We start from the raw sequence: 18,588 nt of genomic DNA on the forward strand, positions 1-18,588 counted from the left end.
GGGCCGGGGATCAGAAGAAGCCGCCGAGGAAGTCGTCCAGGCCGCTCTGGTCGATCCATCGGGTGACCCGGGCGCCGGTCTCGGCGATCGTGCCCGTCCGGGTGTTCTCCGGCTCGATCTTCTCCGGTTTGAAGATCTGCTTCTCCGCCTGCCCGGAGCCCTGGGGCCTGGTCAGGCTGGGTGGCGGCGGCCCGTCGGGGTACATCTTGCCGTCGCGGTAGACGGTGTAGGACTGGGTCGGCTGCGTGGTGCCGTCGTTCCGGTAGACCTGGCTGGGTCTCGGCTGCGCCGGCTGCCTGGCGGCCTTCGGCGGCGACTGCCGTTGCACCGCCCGATGACTGGTCGGACGCTGTGCCGGGCGCCGCGCCGCCTGGGCGCGCCGGGCCTGGGCCGCCCGGTAGCGGTTGCGCGCCCTGGCCGCCTGCGTGGCCCGCCGCTTGGCCGCCGCCTCCGCGGCCTTCCTGCGTGCCTCCCTCTTGGCCGCCGCGGCGGCCCGTCTCTTGGCCGCCGCCGCGGCCGCCTTCCTGGCCTTCTCCGCCGCCTTCTTCCTCGCCGCGGCCAGCGCCCTGCGCTTGGCCGCCGCCGCGGCCTTCTTCTTGGCCGCCTCCAGCGCCTTCTTCCTGGCCAGCGCCGCCGCCCGCCGCTTGGCCGCCGCGATGGCCGCGCGCCGCGCCGCCGCCCGGGCCGCCGCGAGCGCCGCCCGCCGGGCCGCCGCCTGCGCCAGCTTCCTGGCGATGATCCGCGCCGCGATGCGCGCCGCGATGCCGACGGCGATCCAGAACAACTGGCCGTCGGGGTCGCTCATGCTGACGGGGCTGTTGTTGGCGTAGGCGTAGGCGTTGAGCTGCTGCGGGTCCTCCTCGTCGATGATGGGGTCGACCGACAGGAAGCGGCCGTTCTTCGGGTCGTACTCGCGGGCGCCCAGGTGCACGAGCCCGGTCGTCGGGTCCTTGGTGCCGCCGACGAACGACCGCTGTCCCGGCCACCATGGCGGCGGCGATCCCCGGTCCTCGCCGAACGGCGTCATCCGCCGGACGGCCAGCTCGCCGGTGCCGCCGTTCACCGCGGCCTGCGCGGTGCCCTGGTGGTCGGCGGCCAGGAAGTAGACCTGGTTGTCGGGCGTGCGGACCGCGATCGGCTCGCCGTTGATGGTGTAGTAGCGGGTCTGCTCGACGGCGTCCTTGGCGAAGTCGAAGCGCAGCTCCATGTCGTCCACGTACAGGGTGGCGTCCGTGGCGGTCTTGCGCAGCAGCCGGTCGCCGTCGGCGTCGTAGACGAACGACGTCGTCTTGCCGGCCTCCGTGACCGACTCCAGGTTGCCCTCGGCGTCCCAGACGAGGGCCTGGTCGGACGTGCCGACCTTGCGCCTGGTGGTGTTGCCGGCCTCGTCGTAGGCGAACAGGTCGGCCCCGATGCTCTGCACCGCGTGCGGCTGCTTGGCGCCGGCCGCCGGGTAGACCGAGGTGCGCACGGTCTCGGCCGCGCCGCCCCAGGCGTGCTTGGTCTCCTTGACCCGGTTGCCGGTGGAGTCGTAGGCGTAGCTGACCGCGTACGGCGCCACGCCGCCGATCTTGTCGGAGGCCGGCGTGCCGCTCGCGCAGTCGTCGTTGGCCGTCCACGCCGAGGTCATCCGGCGCAGGTGGTCGTAGGTGAAGCACTGCGTGTCCTGGCCGCCCGCCCGTTCGGCGATCTTGGTGATGTTGCCGGCGGCGTCGTAGGCGTAGTCGAGGTCGAGGTCGGTGGCGGCGGCGCCCTCCCGGTCCAGCCGCATCCTGGTCAGCCTGCGGGTGGACTCGTCATGGGTGTAGGTGAGCCAGGTCTTCTTGCCGCCGGAGCCCAGCTCGTACTGCAGGGTCTCGCCGAGCTTGGAGTAGCGGGTCGCGGTCACGTACGACGACAGCCCGCTGACCTTGGTCGGCTGGCTGAGCTCGTCGTAGGAGTAGACCACCGACTCGGCCTCCAGCCCGCCCCCGGCCGGGAAGCTGACCGACTGCACCTGGTCGTCGAGGGTGTAGCGGGTGTTGAGCACGTACGAGCCGGCCAGCTTGCCCTCCCGCTCGGGGACGGTCACCGTCTCGCGCAGCGTGCGGTAGTCGGAGTCGATGGCGTTGATCTCCGCCTTGTACGCCTGCCCGCCCGCGTACCGGATGCTGGCGTTCATGTGGCCCTTGGCCAGCGCGTCGTACTTCCACTCGGCCAGCAGCGCGCCGGTGGCCGAGCCGTCGCGCAGCTCCTTCTTGCGTCCGAGCTCGTCGTAGACGTACCAGAGCGTCTTGCCGCGGGCGTCGGTGGTGCTCACCAGCTCGTCGGCGTCGTTGTACGTCATCGTGGTGACGCCCTTGTCCGGGTCCTCCGTCTTGATCTCCCGGCCGCGCACGTCGTAGTGGTGGCGCCACACGTTGCCCGCGGCGTCGGTCACCGTGGACAGCCGGCCGGCGGGGTCGTAGGTGTACTTGGTGGACTCGTACGGGCCCGTCGGGGTGGCGCCCTTGTACTGGCGCAGCTCGATGAGCCGGTCGTCGGCGTCGCCGATGCGGGTCGTCGCGGTGCCGCCCGCCGGCGGCGTGATGTTGACGCGGTCGCCCTGCTGGGTGGCCGAGACGCGGTACTTCTCCACGCCCTTGGCCTTGAGGATCTGGGCGTTGACCTCGCCGGCGCCGTCGAAGACGGACACGACCTGCGTGGGCACGTCGGTGTCGGCGACCGCGAGCAGCTCGGTGGCGGGGGTGCCGGTGGCGAAGTAGCCGGTGTTGGACTTGCTCACCTCGCCGAGGGAGTTGTAGAAGGTGTCGGTGATCGTGCGCCCGTCGCGCAGCGCCGGGTCCTGCGTCTGGTCGTCGCGGGGGGCCGGTTCCTGCGTCTGGCGCTCGCGCATCAGGCCGTCGTACAGCTCGTGGCTGACGGTGTAGCCGCCGTCGGCGCGCAGCGTCTTGGTGGTGACGACGCTGGGGCCGTCGGTGCGCATGGTGTAGGCGTACTCGGTGCTGGGCGACTGGCCGGCGGCCTTGCTGCGGTCCGGCTGCCAGACCTTGACCAGGCGGCCGAGCGCGTCGTGCTCCATGTCGGTGCGCCGGCCGTTGGCGTCGACCTCGGCGACCGGCTCGCCCCAGGCCGGCTCGACGAGGGTGCGCTCGACGTGGCCGAGCTGGTTGGTCTCGACGATCTCCGTGGCCTGGGCGCCGGTGGCCGGGCTGTAGGTGATGGTGGACTTCGTCCCGACCGGGCCGGTCTCGCTGGTCTCGCGGCCGTAGACGTCGTAGGTGTGGGTGCTGTCGGTGACGGTCGACCCGTCGGCCGCGCCGAGCTGCTGGACGGTGGTCACGTCGCCCTTGGTGGGCGCCTGGCCGTAGGCCTTGTTGTCGTACTGGACCCGTTCGTCGGAGATCACCTCTCCGGCGGCCAGGGCCGAGACGGCGGTGCCGCAGCCCGCGGCGACCTTCTGGATCCTGCTGGCGTAGTCGAGCATCCAGGCGGTGTCGTTGCGGGCGTAGGTGTAGCGGGTGCACTGGTCGTCGTCGGCGGTGGCCAGGTCGCCCTTCTCCTCCACCTGGGTGAGCAGGCCCTTGGCGTCGTACGAGCGCTCCTCGCCGGTGCGCCGCCACGCCCCGCCCGCCAGCGCCGTGCGGGTCACCATCGACTTGGGCTCGACGACGTAGGCGGTCTTGGTGACGCCGCCCTGCGTGGACTCGGCGGTCTTGAGCGACCACGGCTCCTCGGCGGTCGCGGTGAGCACCGTCGCGCTGTCGCCGTCGTAGAGGATCTCCTCGCGTTCGAAGCCGGACAGCTGGTCGAGGTCGTCCAGCTTGCCGCCCTCGGTGTCGACGACCTGCGCGACGCGCTTGGAGCCGTCGGCCTGCCTGTCGCCGTGCATGCCGCGGAAGTACCTGAACTCGGTGAGCGTGCGCCGGGTGTCCTGCCCGTCGCCCTCACGCACCCGGACGCGCCCGAACCCGCGCCAGTCCGACCAGGTGCGCTGCTCGGGCTTGACGAGGATGTTGTCGGCGTAGTGCCAGGCCGCGCCGTCGAGGTACTCGTAGTCGGTGACCACGTTCGGCGAGCCGGCGACGCGGTCCACCTCGACGGTCTGGGTGACGACGTACTTGTGGAACCAGTCGGTGACCTCGCCCTCGTCGGGCGGCGCCCAGCGCTGCGGGAAGCACAGCCGGTTGTTCTTGTCGGCCGCGGCGGGCACGTCGCCGGGCTTGCAGTCGGCCGCGGCGTAGTTGACCCGCAGCTCGCCGCCGGTCTCGTTGTTCACCGCCTGGACCCGCCACTTGACCAGCGGCGCGCGTCCTTCGTTGGCGTCCACCCGGTTAGGCAGCTGCACGCCGCTGAAGGTGATCTTCGGCATGGTGAGGGTGCCGCCCACGTGGCCGCTCTGCTGCACCGAGGCCAGCCACAACGACGGGCTGAGGCCGTCGCCCGTGGCGGGGAACTGGTGGGTCAGCGTCCAGGAGTCGACCGGGCTGTACTGGCCGGAGGCGTTGAGCACCTGCGTGGTGACCTTGGCCAGGCGCTTGCGCGTGAAGAACGTCGGCGACAGCCGGTCGGTGCACTTGACCCCGGCGTCGCAGATCTGGTCGAACGGCACGTCCGGCCAGGACGCCGCGGTCTCCTTCTTGAGCTGGTCGGCGGCGCAGGTGACGGTGCCGGAGGGCAGGCAGCGCTCGGCCACGTCGAAGACCACCCGGGCGGCCGGGGCCTTGGTGAACAGCTCGTTGCTCAGGTAGCCGTAGTCGACGCGGGTGAGGTACGCGCCGCGCACGTACACGGTGCCCAGCTCGGGCTTCATGTTGCGGCCGTAGTAGTTCTTCTCGTTCTCGTACCAGTACGTGGTGGCGTTGCCGTGGGTGTCGACCGCGTAGTCGAGGTTCCACCGGTAGGCCTGCTGGCACCAGGCGTTTGCGGGAGTGCTGGAGTAGCACGGCTCGCCGCTGTTGTTGCCGAACACCGGCACGGTCTGCACCGACTTGGTCTCCGGCTTGCCGGTGACCCAGCCGGGCAGGCGGTTCAGGCCGAAGCTGTACTGGGTGCCGTCGGCGGTGGTGACCCGCCAGTACTCGCCGTTGTTGTCGCCGTTGGCGGCCCCGGTGAGGTACTCGATGCGGGTGCCGTCGTCGCGCTTGGGCCGCCACTGCTTGGTGGTGGCGTCCTTGACCAGCTCGACGGCGGAGTTGCCGAGCGACAGGGTGGCGTTGTCCTGGTCCCAGCACAGGTCGCCGGTCTTCTTGCCGTCGATCATGCACGCCTTGTAGCGGCGTTCGACGTAGCCGCTGGGGTTGAGCTCGAAGCCCTCCCCCACCCAGGACGGCTGGTTGTTGGTGGAGACGGTGCGGCCGTCCACGCTCTGGGAGGAGTAGTCGAGCGACAGGTCGGGCTCGTCGCCGCCCAGCGCGGGCGGGGTGCGCAGGTCGTAGCTCCAGGAGAAGTCGCCGGACTGGTTGCCGACGCTCCAGCTCGCCGAGGCGGCCAGCGAGGTGGCGGCGTGGTCGCCCGACGGGCCGGAGGCGGCGGCGGTCACGGCGTACAGGCCGGTGGTCTCGACCTCGGCGGTCAGCTTGCCCGCCTTGGCGTCGTTGTCGCTCCTGACCGGCCGCGGCGCGGCGCAGGTGGCGGCGGCCTTGGCGTCGAGCGCGCACTCGTCGAGCTTGACCATGCGCAGCCGGGCGCCGTAGTCGCCGCCGAAGGCGTACCGGAAGCCGGAGTAGTCGATCTCCAGCCGGGTCTTGCCGGACGCCTTGGCGGCCGTGACGCCCTGGCCGGGCGAGACGCGCATCGCGACGCCGAGCAGGTCGGTCCTGAGCAGCTCGACCTTGACCGGGACGGCCTCGGCCGCGGCCACGCCCTTGGCGGCGGGCGCGAGCCGCACCGGGAACCCGGCGGAGAGCGTGGCGGCGCTCTCGGCGCCGCCCAGCTCGGCGGTGCCCGCGGCGGGCCAGGCGACCTTGGGCGGGGCCTTCCACGCCTGTTCGGCGGCGGGATCGGCGAGCGGCGGCAGGACGGGCACCTTCCCGCCCTTGACCGGCGTCTCCTTCTGCACCGTGGGCGCCTTGCGGGGCGCGGCGGAGGCGGGCATCGCGTACGCCATGGGCGCCAGGAGCACGACCGTGAGCACGGTCGCCAGCCTGCGCGGCCAGGCGGTCTCGGGCTTGACGCCCTCGAAGCGGTTCCAGCGGGGGTCGGGGACGTCGGGCTCGGCGGCGGGCTGCTGAAAACGATTCCAGTTGGGCTCTGGCAGGTCTAACTCACTGTCCACGGATTCTCCCAGGGAGGGGCTACTGGGCTGCTAGCTGGGCTATCTGCTCGGCGCTGAGCACGCCGTCGTACGTGCGGACGTCGTCGACGGTCCCCGGCCAGTAGCCGGTGAAGACGCCCGCGGTCTTGCTCCGGCCCAGTTGCAGGGGGCCGGTGGCGGTCCAGGTGCTCACGTGGGGGGTGACGGTGGTGGCCGACAGGCGGCCGTTGACGTAGACGCGCAGCTCGCCGGCCAGGGCGTCGTACACGCCGGCGACGTGCGTCCATTCCAGGGGGGCGGGGACGGCGTCCGAACGGGTGCGGACGAGGGCGGCGGTGTCGGTGTCGGCGGCGGCCATGCCCAGGGCCCACCGCCCCTGTTCCTTGTCGAAGCCGAGCTGGAACCCGGCCGCCCTGGCGCCCGGCTGGGCGACGGCCGCGGTGTCCTTGGCGGGCAGGTAGTCGAGCTGGGTCCAGACGGCGACGGTGAACCCGGAGCCGGTGGCGACGGCGGGCGCGGCGGTCTGGGCGTAGCCGGTCGCGCCGTCGAGCGCGAGGGCGCCGTCCAGCCAGCCGTCGGTCCAGCCGGCGGCGCCGGCCAGCGCGGCGGGCGTGGCCCGGCCGGAGGAGTCGGCCGCCGACAGGCCGCCGTCCTCGTCCAGCTTCCAGTGGCCGACCAGCGTGGCGGCGCTGTTGACCAGGTCGGCGACCTCGTCGGCGAACATGGCGCGGCCGTAGAGCCGCACGTCGTCCACGTCGCCGGGCCAGAAGTCGGCCGCCGCGCCGGTCGCCTTGCCGCGGCCGATGGTCAGCGGGCCGGCGGCGTTCCACGGCGCGGGGACGGCGACCGAGGACTCCAGCCGGCCGTTGACGTAGAGGGAGATCTGGCCGGCCGCCGAGTCGTAGACGCCGGTCAGGTGGGTCCACTCGGTCAGCCGGGGCGCGGCGGCCGACAGCGCGCGCACGGCCGTGGCGGCGTCGGCGTCGGCGCTGGTGACGGCCAGCGCCCAGCGGTTGTCGGCCTTGCTGTACTGCAGGGAGAACGCGCCGGTCCGGCCGCCCTCCTGGGTGACGGCGGTGGCGGAGGCGGCGGTGCCGGTCAGCCGGACCCAGGCGGCGACGGCGAAGTTGCGTCCGGTGTCGGCGACCGGGCCGCCGGTCTGCGCGTAGGCGCCCGCCAGCCGCAGCGCGCCGCCGGTCCGGCCCGCGGTCCAGGTCGCGCCGTACAGGGTGGCCGGGTGGGCGCCGGCGGCGTCGGCGGCGGTGCCGCCCTGGCCCTCGTCCATGGGCCAGTGGCCGGCCGGTCCCCGTCCGGCGTTGACGTTGAAGACGTACGTGCGGATCGGGCCGAGTTGCCCGGCGCGGTCCTTGCTGCGCACCGACAGGACGTTCGGGCCGTCGTGGCGCGGGGTGAGGGTGATCGCGGCCGTGCCGTCCTGGGCGGGCGGGACCTCGGTCTTGGGGGTGGTGTCCAGGCCGTAGACGTAGGCGGCGACGTCGGTGACGCCGTTGGGGGCGAAGGTGAACCGGCCCGCCAGGCCGACGCCGTCGCTCCAGCCGTTCTCGGTGAACCGGTCGGAGGACACCTCGGGCTCCCGGCCGGGGGCGGTGGCGTCCACGGTGGCCTCGCACCAGGGGCTCCAGGCGCTGTTGGCCTTGCCGTCCTCGGCGCGGACCCGCCAGCGGACCAGCGCGCCGTCGGCGTACAGGCTCTGCGGGACGAGGGCGGAGAAGGCCGTGCCGGTCGAGCCCAGAGGGGTCAGGTACTCCCCGGCCTTGGTCCCGTCGGCGCGGTACCACTCGAAGCGGCCCCTGACGGAGTTGTCGGCGTCCTTGAGCCGGGCCCAGAGCTTGGGCGTCGGCGTGCTGATGACCGGCCGGTCGTCGCCGGAGACGCACGGGCCGCCCGGGTCGGACCAGGCGTCGGCCGCCACCGGGTCGGCGGGCAGCGAGTTGTACTCGATGACCAGGCTCGGGTTGTTGCGGAACTTCTTCCAGGCGTACTGGTCGGTCTCGCTGGTGGCGCGGAGGCCGACGGTGATGTTGGCCCACTTGTTGGCGGCGGCGTCGGCGACCTGGGAGGTGACGTCGAACTCGACGCCGCCGGGCAAGCAGGCCGAGCCCCAGCCCTTGGCCACGTTCACCGTGGACAGCTTCTTGACCCACTTGGGCTGGTTGCTCCAGGTGGTGCTCTTGCTGATCGTGTTGGTGGACCACGCCTCGACCGCGCGGGCGCTGCACGAGTACGACCAGGTCTCGTACGTGCGCAGCGTGCCCTTGATGATCTGCTTGCCGTGGATCGTGGAGCCGGTGTTCATCTGGAAGAACGAGCGGTTGGTCTGCGAGTTGACGTGCCCGACGCGGGCGACGTCGCTGGAGTTGAGGTAGTTGGAGCTGGGCCAGTTGCTCCACACGGCGGTCCAGGCGCCGCGGGCGGCCGAGAAGTACGGGTCCAGGAACACCGGGTACCGGGTCTTCGGGTCGCTCATCATCGCGCGGTCCGGCCGCAGCCGCAGCTTCCTGCCGTCGAGCGAGACGCCCATGGTGGCCTGGCGGGCCTCGGGCGCGCGGCCCTCCTTGACCGCGGCCTCGCCCGCGCCGGTCGAGTCCCACATCGTGGGGGTGGGCGCGATGAAGATCGTGCCGCCGGTGCGGTCGACCGCCTCCAGGTTGCCCGCCTTGTCGGCGGTCAGCGACAGGCCGCTGACCGACAGCGGGAAGTCCAGGTCGGGCAGGGCTCGCGCGGCGGCCCGCGTCTTGACCACCAGGACGTGGGAGAACCCGTCCACGTCGGCGGTGACCCGCAGGTCCACGCCGGGCAGCACCTCGGGGTAGGTGGCGGTGTCGCCGTCGAGCGAGGGCCTGGGCAGCGTGCCCGGCCAGGTCAGCTCCAGGGCCTTGCCGCCGCGGTACAGGCGGGCGAGCGGGCCGCCGCCCCCGCCGGAGAAGGTCAGCCCGGCCGCCGTTGCCACCGGCTCCACCGCGCCGTCGGGACGCAGGCGGAGCGTGGTGTCCACGGGCACCCAGCCGGCGGCCTGGCGGACGCGGACGGGACGGGCGTGCTGTTCGAGGGTGAAGGTGCCGTCCGGGCGGGCGAAGACCTGGCGGGTCTCGCTGCGCATCGACTCGATCTCGACCGGCCGGCCGGTGCGCCTGGCCGTGGCGGTCGCGGCCGTCTCCGGCGCGAGAGGCGCGGAGAGCGCGGCGGGCGCGGGGGGCGCGCTCGCCGCCGGAGGCGCGCCTGCCTCCGGCGGCTCCGCGCCGGCGGGCGGCACCGCCGGGATCGTGAACGCCAAGACAGCCGCGACCAGCCCACGCCCAACCCGCATCGGTCCTCGCATGTCGACCAGAGGTCCGCGCGGGACCAGGCGATCTTCGATTGACGAACGGATTGTCACCCGCGTAATGCCGTACGTCTAGATCTTCTGGCGAAATTCGCCATAAGTTGGGACATGTCTGGAAGGAACCGCCGCCAGCCGTTCGCGGACCCCGTCACCGGGGCGCGGCGGCGAGTTCGGCGACCGCCGCGACGACCAGGTCCACCTCCTGCTCGGTGTTGTAGTAGTGCGGCGACAGGCGCAGGCACCAGTCGACGCCCTTGTCCCCGAAGTCGAACTGGGCGAAGTGCCGGAAGCTGAGCGCCGAGTTGACGCCGCGCGCGTCCAGCGCCGCCTTGAACGGCTCCGCCTCCCGGCCCTCGACGGCGAAGGTGACCAGGGCGCCCAGCCGCCGTCCCCGGTCGAGCACGCGCACCCCGGGCAGCGCGGCCAGCCCGTCGCGCAGGCCGGCGGCCAGGGCCGGGGTGCGCCGGGCGACGGCGTCCACGCCCACCCGGCGGGCGTAGCGGGCGGCGGCCGCGCAGCCGAGCACGACGGAGTAGGGGAACTCCCAGTCCTCGAACCTGGCCGCCGTCGCGACCGGCTCGTAGCGGCCCGGCTCGGTCCAGCGCGCGCCGTGCATGTCGATGAACAGCGGCTCGTAGCCGGCGTCCAGGACGCGGTCGGCGACGTACAGGAAGCCGGAGCCGCGCGGGCCGCGCAGGAACTTGCGGCACGTGGCGGTGAGCAGGTCGCAGCCGATCTCCTCGACGTCGACCGGGTACTGGCCGACGGACTGGCAGGCGTCCACCAGGTAGAGCAGGTCCAGCTCGCGGCAGTGCCGGCCGATCTCGGTGACCGGCTGGACCAGGCCGGAGTTGGTGGGGATGTGGGTGGCGGCCACCAGGCGCGGGCGGTGCCGGCGCATCAGCGCGGCCATGGCGGGCACGTCCACGCCGCCCTCGGGCAGGTCGGGCGCGTGCACGACCCGTACCCCGAACCGCCTGGCCAGTGAGAGGAAGGCGATCTGGTTGGAGATGAAGTCGTTGCGGGTGGTCAGGACGACGTCCCCGGCCGCGAACGGGATCGCCGACAGCGCGGCGGAGAAGGCGTGGGTGGCGCTGCCGGCGAAGGCGATGTTGCGGGGAGCGCAGTTGATCAGGGCGGCGGTCTCGGCGTAGAAGTCGGCGACCTGCGCCGCGCGGGCGGCGGCGGCCTCGTAGCCGCCGAGGTGCGCCTCCAGCCGCAGGTGGTCGACCATCGCGGCGAGCACCGGAGCGGGCAGCAGGCCGCACCCGGCGTTGTTGAAGTGCACGACCTCCTCCGCGCCCGGGGTGTCGGCGCGCAGGGCCGCGACGTCCAGAAGCGATTCTGGCGAAGCGTTGGAAGCGCTATCATCGATTCTCATGTCCGACAGTAGCAGTTCGGCCGAGCTGGCGACCAGGATGCGCACGATGATCGACCGGCTCTCGCCCGGCGACCGGCTGCCGAGCAGCAGGGAGCTGATCCGGCGCTACAAGGTCGGCCCCGCCACCGTGTCCCAGGCGATCGCCGCGCTGGCCGCCGAGGGCGTGGTGGTCACCCGTCCCGGCAGCGGCACCTACGTCGCGACCCCGGCCCGGCGGCGCGCCGGCGTCCCCGACACCGCGTGGCAGAGCGTCACCCTCGCCGACCGGGCCGTGGACACCCGCAGCCTCACCGGCGCGGTCGGCGCGCTGCCCGAGGGCACGATCCTGCTGGACGGCGGCTACCTGCACCGCTCGCTCCAGCCCACCCGCGCCCTGACCGCCGCGCTGGCCCGCGCGGCCCGCCGTCCCGACGCCTGGGACCGCGCCCCGGCCGCCGGCCTGGCCTCCCTGCGCGGCGTGTTCGCCACGATGGCGGGCGGCGGCGTGAGCGCCGAGGACGTCCTGGTCACGGCCGGCGGGCAGAGCGCCCTGTCCATGGCGTTCCGGGCGATCGCCGGGCCGGGCGACCCCGTCCTGGTGGAGTCGCCCACCTATCCCGGGGCGATCGCCGCGGCCCGCGCGGCCGGCCTGCGCCCGGTGCCGGTGCCGACGGACGCCGACGGCCTCAAGCCCGACCTGCTGGCCGACGCCTTCGCCCTGACCCGCGCCCGCCTGCTCTACTGCCAGCCGACCTACCACAACCCGACCGGGGCGGTGCTGGCCCCGGGCCGCCGGCGGCAGGTCCTCGACACGGCCCGCGCGGCCGGCGCCTTCGTGATCGAGGACGACTTCGCGCGCCACCTCGGCCACGGCGCGCCGGTGCCGCCGCCGCTGCTGGCCGACGACCGCGACGGCACGGTCGTGCACCTGACCTCCCTCACCAAGCCGGCCGCGCCCAGCCTGCGCATCGGCGCCCTGACCGCCCGGGGCCCGGTCATGGAACGCCTGCGCGCCGTGCGGCTGGTCGACGACTTCTTCGTCGGCCGCCCGCTGCAGGAGGCGGCGCTCGACCTGCTCACCTCCCCCGCCTGGGAGCGGCACGTCCGTTCGCTGGGCGCGGCGCTGCGGGAGCGGTGCGCGACGCTGGCCGCCGCCGTCCTGGCCGAGCTGCCCGGCTGGACCCTCGACCGCGTGCCCGCCGGCGGCCTGCACCTGTGGGTGCGCCTGCCCGACGGCGCCGACGACGCCGTGGTCGCCGACGCGGCCCGCCGCGACGGCGTCGCCGTCAGCGCCGGCAACCGCTACTTCGCCACCGAGCTCCCGGCGGCCTTCCTGCGTCTCGGCTTCGCCGCGACCGCCGGGCACGCCGAGCTGGCCGAGGCCGTGCGGCGGCTCGCGGCGGTGGACCGCGCTCTGACGGCGTCCCGGTAGCGCTTCTGGGTCAGCCCTGCGCCCAGGCGGTCGCCGTCCAGGTCAGCGCGTGCGTGGCGGTCGACTTGCGGAGCAGCCTGAGGTGGACGACCTGGTGGTCCTCCGTGACGACGCACAGGCCCATGCCCGTCCGCATGCGGGCGAAGGTGAGCGAGGAGCCGAGCGGGTTCAGGTTCACCGCGTCCACGCAGGCGGCCGGGTCGGCGGGGCCGTCGAGCAGGGCCTCCTGGCCGGTGACGTCCCAGACGGTGAGCTTGGCGACCTGGTCGTCGAAGCAGTCGTAGACGAGGTCGCCGTTGCTGCCGACGGTGACCTTCGGGCCGGTGGGGGTCAGGTCGATGCCGTTCTGGAAGTGGGAGAAGTCGGTGCAGGGCGGGCCGCCGGGGAGGGTGAAGCGCACGTTCTCGTACTCCTTCTCGTACTCCGGCAGGGTCGGGGAGGGCACTGCGGCGGCGGTGGTCCTCATGGGAGTTGTGGCCGGGATCGTGATGGTTACGGCTGGCGGCGCGGTCGTCGTGACGAGGGCGGGGTCGCCGGGACCGGCGAGCGCCAGGGCCGACGCGGTCAGGGCGACGGCGGCGGCGCCCGTCCAGAGGGCGAGGGCCGTCCTGGCCTTGCGCGGGCGGGCCGGACGCGTCGGCGAGCCGCGCGGCGGCGCGTAGGTGTGCAGCGTGGACGCCACCGCCGCGGGCAGCCAGGGACCGGCCGCCGCGTCCCCGGCTCCCCCGGCGAGCGCGGCGACCTCCGCCGGGGCGGGCCGGTCGGCCGGGTCCCTGCTGAGGCAGCGGGCCAGCGGCCCGGCCAGGGCGGGCGGGCATCCGCGCAGGTCGGGCTCCTCGTTGGCGATGCGGTAGAAGAGCACGTCCGCCGGGCCCTCGCCGAACGCGGGCCGTCCGGTCAGGGCGAAGACGGCGAGCTGGCCCAGCGCGAACACGTCCGTGGCCGAGGTCACCGGCAGTCCCCTGACCTGTTCGGGGGTCATGAACGCCGGGGTGCCGACGCGCATGCCCGTGTGGGTGAGGCAGGTGGCGTCCACGGCGCGGGCGATGCCGAAGTCGATCACCTTGGGCCGGTCCTCGGCCAGCAGCACGTTCGAGGGCTTGAGGTCCCGGTGGACCAGCCCGGCCGCGTGGATGCCGACCAGCGCCTCGGCGACCCCCGCGATCAGCCGCCGGACGGTGGCCGGCGGCAGCGGACCGTGCTCGGCCACGGCCTGGTGCAGCGAAGGCCCGCAGATGTAGGCCGTGGCCAGCCAGGGGACGGCCGCGTCGGGGTCGGCGTCCACCACGGGGGCGGTGAAGGCGCCCTGCACCCGCTGCGCCGCCTGCACCTCGTGGCGGAACCGGCGGCGGAACTCCGGGTCGGCGGCGTACTCGCGTTTGACGACCTTCAGGGCCAGGAGGCGGCCGCCCGGCGAGACGGACAGGTAGACCCGGCCCATCCCGCCCTCCCCCAGCCGGGCGCGGAGCGGGTACCCGGCCACCGACGTGGGGTCGTCCGGGGAGAGGGGAGGGAACTTCGTCGCCATCAGGACTCCAGGGCCGGTACGGGGGTTGTCCGCGTGGACCCGGAGGGCGGCCGATCGGGCCCGCCCCGGCGTCGCACGGGCTCATTGTCGGCCCGTCGAGGCGTACGGCGCCTGTCCTGTATTCGTCCCACACCGTGTGTGGTGCGGGCGGCCGTCAGCGGACGGCGATGGCCTCCTCCACGAGCGCCACGGCGGCGCGCGGGTCGGCGACCTCGATCACCAGCCGGGCGTAACGTTCGTCGGCCAGCTCGATGACCACGGCCTTGGCGGCGTCGTGCACGTCCCAGAAGACCTTCTCGCCATTGAGGTGGAACGTTCCGGCCGTGATGACGCCGGGCAGGTGGGCGCCGGGCGCGCGCACCCCCTTGGGGTCGCCGACGATCCCGGGGTCGGCGGTGGCGCCGCGCACGTTGGCCAGCGGGATGACCAGCCGGCTCTTCAACGCCCACAGTTTGTCCAGGCCCTCGATCTCCACGACCAGCGTCTGTCCGTCAATGCTGATCCTCGCCATGTCATGCTCCTTGGTGGTGGTGGTTGAGCCGGTGGGCCAGAGCGGCGCCGGCCCGGTCGATGTCGGTGTTCGCGGTCCCCGCCCTGGCCCGCAGCCGCAGGCCGAGGAGGGCCGCGGTGAGCGCGAAGGCCAGGCCGTCCTCGGCGCCCTCGCTCCCGGACGCCGCCGTGGCGGCCTGGTCGAACGCGGCCAGCACGGCGGCGAGCCGGTCGGCGACCTCGCGGTCGACCGGCGCGCGTTCGACGGCGGCCAGCAGCAGCAGGTTGAGGCCGACCTCGGCGGCGGGCTCGGCGGCGGCCACGCGCAACGCCTCGGCCAGGTCGCCGGCGGCGGCGATCCGGTCGATCAGCGGGTTGACGTCGTGCTCCAGGGACCAGCTCAGCGCGGCCTGGTAGAGACCGCGCTTGCTGCCGAAGGTCTTGTACAGGCTGTTGCGGTGGACGCCGAGGTGGGTCACCAGCTCGTCCATGGAGATGCCGTCGTAGGACCGGGTCGAGAACAGCTCCGCCGCCGCCCGTACCACGGTGGCCTCGTCGAATCCTCTTGGTCGTCCCATGCCTCGATCGTAGACAATAAAGGAACGTTCAGTCAAGAACGTTCATTCCTAAACCCTTTCCGATAGGTTTCGGCGGGTGCGAGTGGTTTCGGTGAATGCGTGGGGTGGGGCCATGTTCGGGGAGCTGGCGCCCTGGGTGGAGGGGTGCGGCGCCGACGTGCTGTGCCTGCAGGAGGTGACGCGCACGCCCGGCCTGCGCGGCTGGACCAGGTTCGACGACGCCGAGCGGTCCCTGCCGCAGCGGGCCGACCTGCTGGCCGACGTCGGCTCGCGCCTCCCCCGCCACCAGCCGCTGTTCGCCGTCAGCGACTCCGGCCCGGTGCAGGACCAGGAAGGCGGCTCGCACCGGCAGGACTTCGGGGTCGCCACGTTCGTCGCCGAGACGCTGCCCGTCGTCGGCGTGCGGTCCGCGTTCGTGCACGGCGGCTACGTCGAGCACCACGACGGGTGGCCGGCCGGCGACCGGCCGCGCACCGCCCTGGCCGTACGCGTCTTCGACCGCCCGGCGCGGCGGTTCGTCACCGTCGTGAACCTGCACGGCCTGCGGGACGCCGGCGGCAAGGCCGACACCCCGGCCCGCCGCGCCCAGGCCGGACGGCTCGCCGCCCTGGTCGCCGGCGCGCGCGAGGACGGCGACCTGACCGTGGTGTGCGGCGACCTCAACCTCCTGCCCGGCAGCGAGACGTTCCGGATCCTGGCCGGGCTGGGCCTGCGTGACCTGGTCGGCGACGCCGACACCAGGACCTCGCGCTACCGCAAGCCCGTGCGGCACGCGAGCTACCTGCTCGTCTCCGACCCCACCGCCGTCAAGGAGTTCGAGGTGGCTGCCGCCCCCGAGGTCTCCGACCACCGGGCCCTGATCCTCGACCTCTAGCCCCGTTCTCCGCACCTGGACGATCGTCTGGCCGTCAAGGGCACGGAGTCTTCTGGGCGGCGGCTGCCGTCAACCCTTGTGTTCGTGATCGTAGGCGGCCTGGGCGGCGGCGACGGCGGCGCCGTGTCGCTTGGCCCAGTCGGTGAGTTCCAGCAGCGACTTGTGGAGTTCCCGGGCCATCTCCGTCAGCGTGTACTCGACCTTGGGCGGGACGACCGGATGGACGGTGCGTACGAGCAAGCCGTCCCGCTCCAGCTTGCGCAGCTTGAGCGTGAGCATGCGCCTGCTGATTCCGTTGATCGAGCGTTCCAGCTCCGTGAACCGGACCGGACCCTGCGCAGCGGCCACCAGGATGCCGATGCTCCACTTCCCGGAGACGTGATCGAGGACCTCCGAGACCGGGCACGCCTCGCGGGCCAGGGCTGACACATCGATGTGACTCTGGGACATGAAAGTGCCTTCTTCCGCCGGGCTGGACAGTCACCAATCATGTACTCCGTATCAAATCGTGCACCAAGCCGGAAGGTGGCCCCGTGCTTCAGGAACTCGCAGACCGCACCGCGGTCGTGGACACCGTCATCGCGTACGCGACGGCCCTGGACACCAGGGACTGGGAGACCCTGGGCGCGCTGTTCACCGACGACGCCTGCTGGGAGTACAGCGGTTCGGGCGAACGGCTCCGCGGGCCTGAGGCGATCATCGCCAGGATCAGCGCCGGCGTGGAGCGCTTCGACGCCACCCATCACCTGAACGGCAACCATGTCGCCACAGTGCACGGTGACGAGGCCGAGCACACGTGCTACTACCAAGCCCAGCATGTCCGCCTCGGTCTGCCCGATGGCGAGAAGTTCCTTGCCGGGGGTCGCTACGACGATCGGCTGCGCCGCACCCCGGACGGCTGGCGGTTCACCCACCGAAGGATCACCAGCGTCTGGAGCGAGGGAAACCCCGCCGTGATCACGTCTTGACGGCAGGCTGCGAAGATCCACATGTGCGGTGAACGGGTCTAGCCGGACGCGGTGGTCTTCCGCACGCGGGAGGTCTCGGCGGAGAGCGGCGTGCCGTCCTGGCCGAGCGGGTGCAGCCGGGGAAGCTCCCGCCCCTGGCCGTCGACCAGGACGGAGTGCGGCTCGTCCGGCGCGAAGGCGTGGCGCTCGCCCCATTGGCGCAGGGCGACGACGGCGGTGAAGAGGTCCCGCCCGGCCTCGGTGAGCCGGTAGGCGTGCCGCCTGCCGTCGGCGGCGCTCCTGTCGAGGATGCCGTGCTCGACCAGCTTGCGGAGCCGGTCGGTGAGGATGTTGCGGGCGATCCCCAGCCGCTGGTGGAACTCGGTGAAGGTGGTGGCGCCGTCCATCGCGTCACGGACGATCAGCAGGCTCCACCGGTCGCCGACCAGGTCGACGGCGCGCGCGACCGGGCAGGCCGGGTCGGTCCAGGTGTGTCCCGCAGCGAGTGTGACGTCCACCGAACCCTCCGATCAGTTGCAATTCGAAACCATTATGCCCTAGCCTCTGATCGGTTGCATATTGAAACTAATCGGGGAGTGACATGACGCCAGGACTGACCGGAAGGCAACGGATCGTGCTCGCGCTGGTGTGCGCGGTGGCCGTGTCGCCCGTCTACGGCATCCAGCCCGTCCTCCAGGCAGCGGGCCGGGACCTCGGGCTGGCTGACGGATCACTGGGCCGGCTGGTCGCCGCCGGCCAGATCGGCTATCTGGCGGGGCTGGTGCTGCTCGTCCCGCTCGGCGACCTGTTCGACCGGCGCCGGCTCATCACGGCCCACCTGCTGCTGACGGCGGTGGGCGCCGGGGTGGCCGCCGTGGCGCCCGGCGGCGGCCTGGCGATCGCGGGCCTGGCCCTCGCGGGGCTGTTCGCCGTGGTCGTCCAGGTCACGGTGGCCTACGTCGCCGCCGTCTCACCGCCCGGCGAGCGCGGCCGCAACATCGGCACGGTCACCTCGGGCGTGGTGGCCGGGATCCTCGGGGTCCGGATGGTCGCGGGCCTGCTGGGCGAGCTGGCCGACTGGCGGGCGGTCTACCTGGTCATCGCCGCATTGTGCGTGCTGCTCGCGCTCGCCGCCCGCCTGGTCCTCGACGCCGACGTCCGGCGCCCCCGGGTCTCGTACGGCCGGTCGCTGTCGTCGCTGGGCCGGCTGGTGGCCGGGGACCGGCTCCTGCTCAGCCGGGGGCTGATCGCGTTCTTCCTGTTCGCCTCCTTCGGCACGTTGTGGAGCGGGCTGGCGCTGCCGCTCGGCGCCGCGCCGTGGCACCTCGGCACCACCGGGATCGGGCTGTTCGGGCTCGCCGGGCTCACCGGCGCGCTGGGCGCGGCCCGGGCCGGCCGCTGGGCCGACCGGGGCCTGGCGTCCTCGGTCACCGGCTGGTCGCTGGCGCTGCTGGCCGCCTCCTGGCTGCTGACCGCCCAGGCGGGGTGGTCGTTGTGGCTGCTGATCGCCGGCGTGGTCGTGCTCGACTTCGCCGTGCAGGTCGTGCACGTCAGCAGCCAGCACCTGCTCACCACCGCGCGTCCCGACCGGAGCAGCGGGGTCATCGGCGCGTACATGGCCTGCTACTCCCTCGGCTCCGCGCTCGGCGCGATCACCACCACCTGGGCCTACAGCCTCGCGGGATGGCCGGCCGCCTGCCTGCTCGGCGCGGCCTACGCCGCGCTCGGGCTCGTCGTCGCCGTCTCGACCCGGCGGCTCACCGCCGCGCCGGCGGCACGCGCGTCCGCCTCGGCCTGAACGG

The 18,588-nt window shown here is 73.3% G+C and carries 12 protein-coding genes; 4 read left to right on the top strand and 8 right to left on the bottom strand.

Features of this window, described 5'->3' with window-relative positions:
• Positions 1-10: 10 nt before the first annotated feature.
• The 3 genes from ACFYUV_RS45505 to ACFYUV_RS45515 all read right to left on the bottom strand — a co-directional run bounded on the left by ACFYUV_RS45505 (position 11) and on the right by ACFYUV_RS45515 (position 10,959).
• Entirely contained in the window at positions 11-6,256 is a 6,246-nt protein-coding gene (locus ACFYUV_RS45505) for an RHS repeat domain-containing protein (RefSeq protein ID WP_387680946.1), read from the bottom strand.
• A gap of 19 nt (positions 6,257-6,275) precedes the next feature.
• The gene (locus ACFYUV_RS45510) at positions 6,276-9,563 is read right to left on the bottom strand and encodes a LamG-like jellyroll fold domain-containing protein (protein WP_387680949.1); all 3,288 of its coding nucleotides are present in this window, start codon (positions 9,561-9,563) and stop codon (positions 6,276-6,278) included.
• A gap of 163 nt (positions 9,564-9,726) precedes the next feature.
• Positions 9,727-10,959, bottom strand: coding sequence for an aminotransferase class V-fold PLP-dependent enzyme (locus tag ACFYUV_RS45515; protein WP_387680952.1), 1,233 nt, complete (start codon positions 10,957-10,959; stop codon positions 9,727-9,729).
• Between ACFYUV_RS45515 and ACFYUV_RS45520 the strand changes: the two genes are divergently transcribed.
• On the top strand, positions 10,958-12,370 hold the full coding sequence (locus tag ACFYUV_RS45520) for a PLP-dependent aminotransferase family protein (protein ID WP_387680954.1): 1,413 nt from the start codon (positions 10,958-10,960) through the stop codon (positions 12,368-12,370). The two genes, ACFYUV_RS45515 and ACFYUV_RS45520, sit on opposite strands and share 2 nt — an antisense overlap.
• Positions 12,371-12,380: 10 nt before the next feature.
• On the opposite strand, the gene ACFYUV_RS45525 is transcribed toward ACFYUV_RS45520, so the two are convergent.
• From ACFYUV_RS45525 to ACFYUV_RS45535, 3 genes are all read right to left on the bottom strand, one after another.
• Positions 12,381-13,898 (bottom strand): protein kinase, encoded by a 1,518-nt coding sequence (locus tag ACFYUV_RS45525; protein WP_387680956.1) that lies wholly within the window; start codon positions 13,896-13,898, stop codon positions 12,381-12,383.
• 154 nt (positions 13,899-14,052) lie between these two features.
• Positions 14,053-14,409 carry a hypothetical protein gene (locus ACFYUV_RS45530; RefSeq protein ID WP_358300312.1) on the bottom strand — a complete coding sequence of 119 codons (357 nt, stop codon included), beginning with the start codon at positions 14,407-14,409 and terminating at the stop codon, positions 14,053-14,055.
• 1 nt (position 14,410) lies between these two features.
• Entirely contained in the window at positions 14,411-14,965 is a 555-nt protein-coding gene (locus tag ACFYUV_RS45535) for a TetR/AcrR family transcriptional regulator (RefSeq protein ID WP_387680959.1), read from the bottom strand.
• A gap of 91 nt (positions 14,966-15,056) precedes the next feature.
• Here ACFYUV_RS45535 and ACFYUV_RS45540 point away from each other — a divergent pair, with 91 nt between their 5' ends.
• Positions 15,057-15,839 (top strand): endonuclease/exonuclease/phosphatase family protein, encoded by a 783-nt coding sequence (locus ACFYUV_RS45540; RefSeq protein WP_387681004.1) that lies wholly within the window; start codon positions 15,057-15,059, stop codon positions 15,837-15,839.
• 69 nt (positions 15,840-15,908) lie between these two features.
• Here ACFYUV_RS45540 and ACFYUV_RS45545 read toward each other — a convergent pair whose 3' ends face one another.
• The gene (locus ACFYUV_RS45545) at positions 15,909-16,289 is read right to left on the bottom strand and encodes a winged helix-turn-helix transcriptional regulator (protein ID WP_387680962.1); all 381 of its coding nucleotides are present in this window, start codon (positions 16,287-16,289) and stop codon (positions 15,909-15,911) included.
• Positions 16,290-16,372: 83 nt separating this feature from the next.
• Between ACFYUV_RS45545 and ACFYUV_RS45550 the strand changes: the two genes are divergently transcribed.
• Entirely contained in the window at positions 16,373-16,807 is a 435-nt protein-coding gene (locus ACFYUV_RS45550) for a nuclear transport factor 2 family protein (RefSeq protein WP_387680965.1), read from the top strand.
• Positions 16,808-16,845: 38 nt separating this feature from the next.
• On the opposite strand, the gene ACFYUV_RS45555 is transcribed toward ACFYUV_RS45550, so the two are convergent.
• Positions 16,846-17,304 (bottom strand): winged helix-turn-helix transcriptional regulator, encoded by a 459-nt coding sequence (locus ACFYUV_RS45555; protein ID WP_387680968.1) that lies wholly within the window; start codon positions 17,302-17,304, stop codon positions 16,846-16,848.
• An 83-nt stretch (positions 17,305-17,387) separates the two neighbouring features.
• Between ACFYUV_RS45555 and ACFYUV_RS45560 the strand changes: the two genes are divergently transcribed.
• A complete protein-coding gene (locus tag ACFYUV_RS45560) occupies positions 17,388-18,584 on the top strand; it encodes an MFS transporter (protein ID WP_387680971.1) in 1,197 nt (398 codons plus the stop codon).
• Positions 18,585-18,588: the final 4 nt, after the last annotated feature.

Origin of the sequence: Nonomuraea sp. NPDC003560 (genome assembly GCF_042878785.1) — a bacterium.
Classification (GTDB): domain Bacteria; phylum Actinomycetota; class Actinomycetes; order Streptosporangiales; family Streptosporangiaceae; genus Nonomuraea.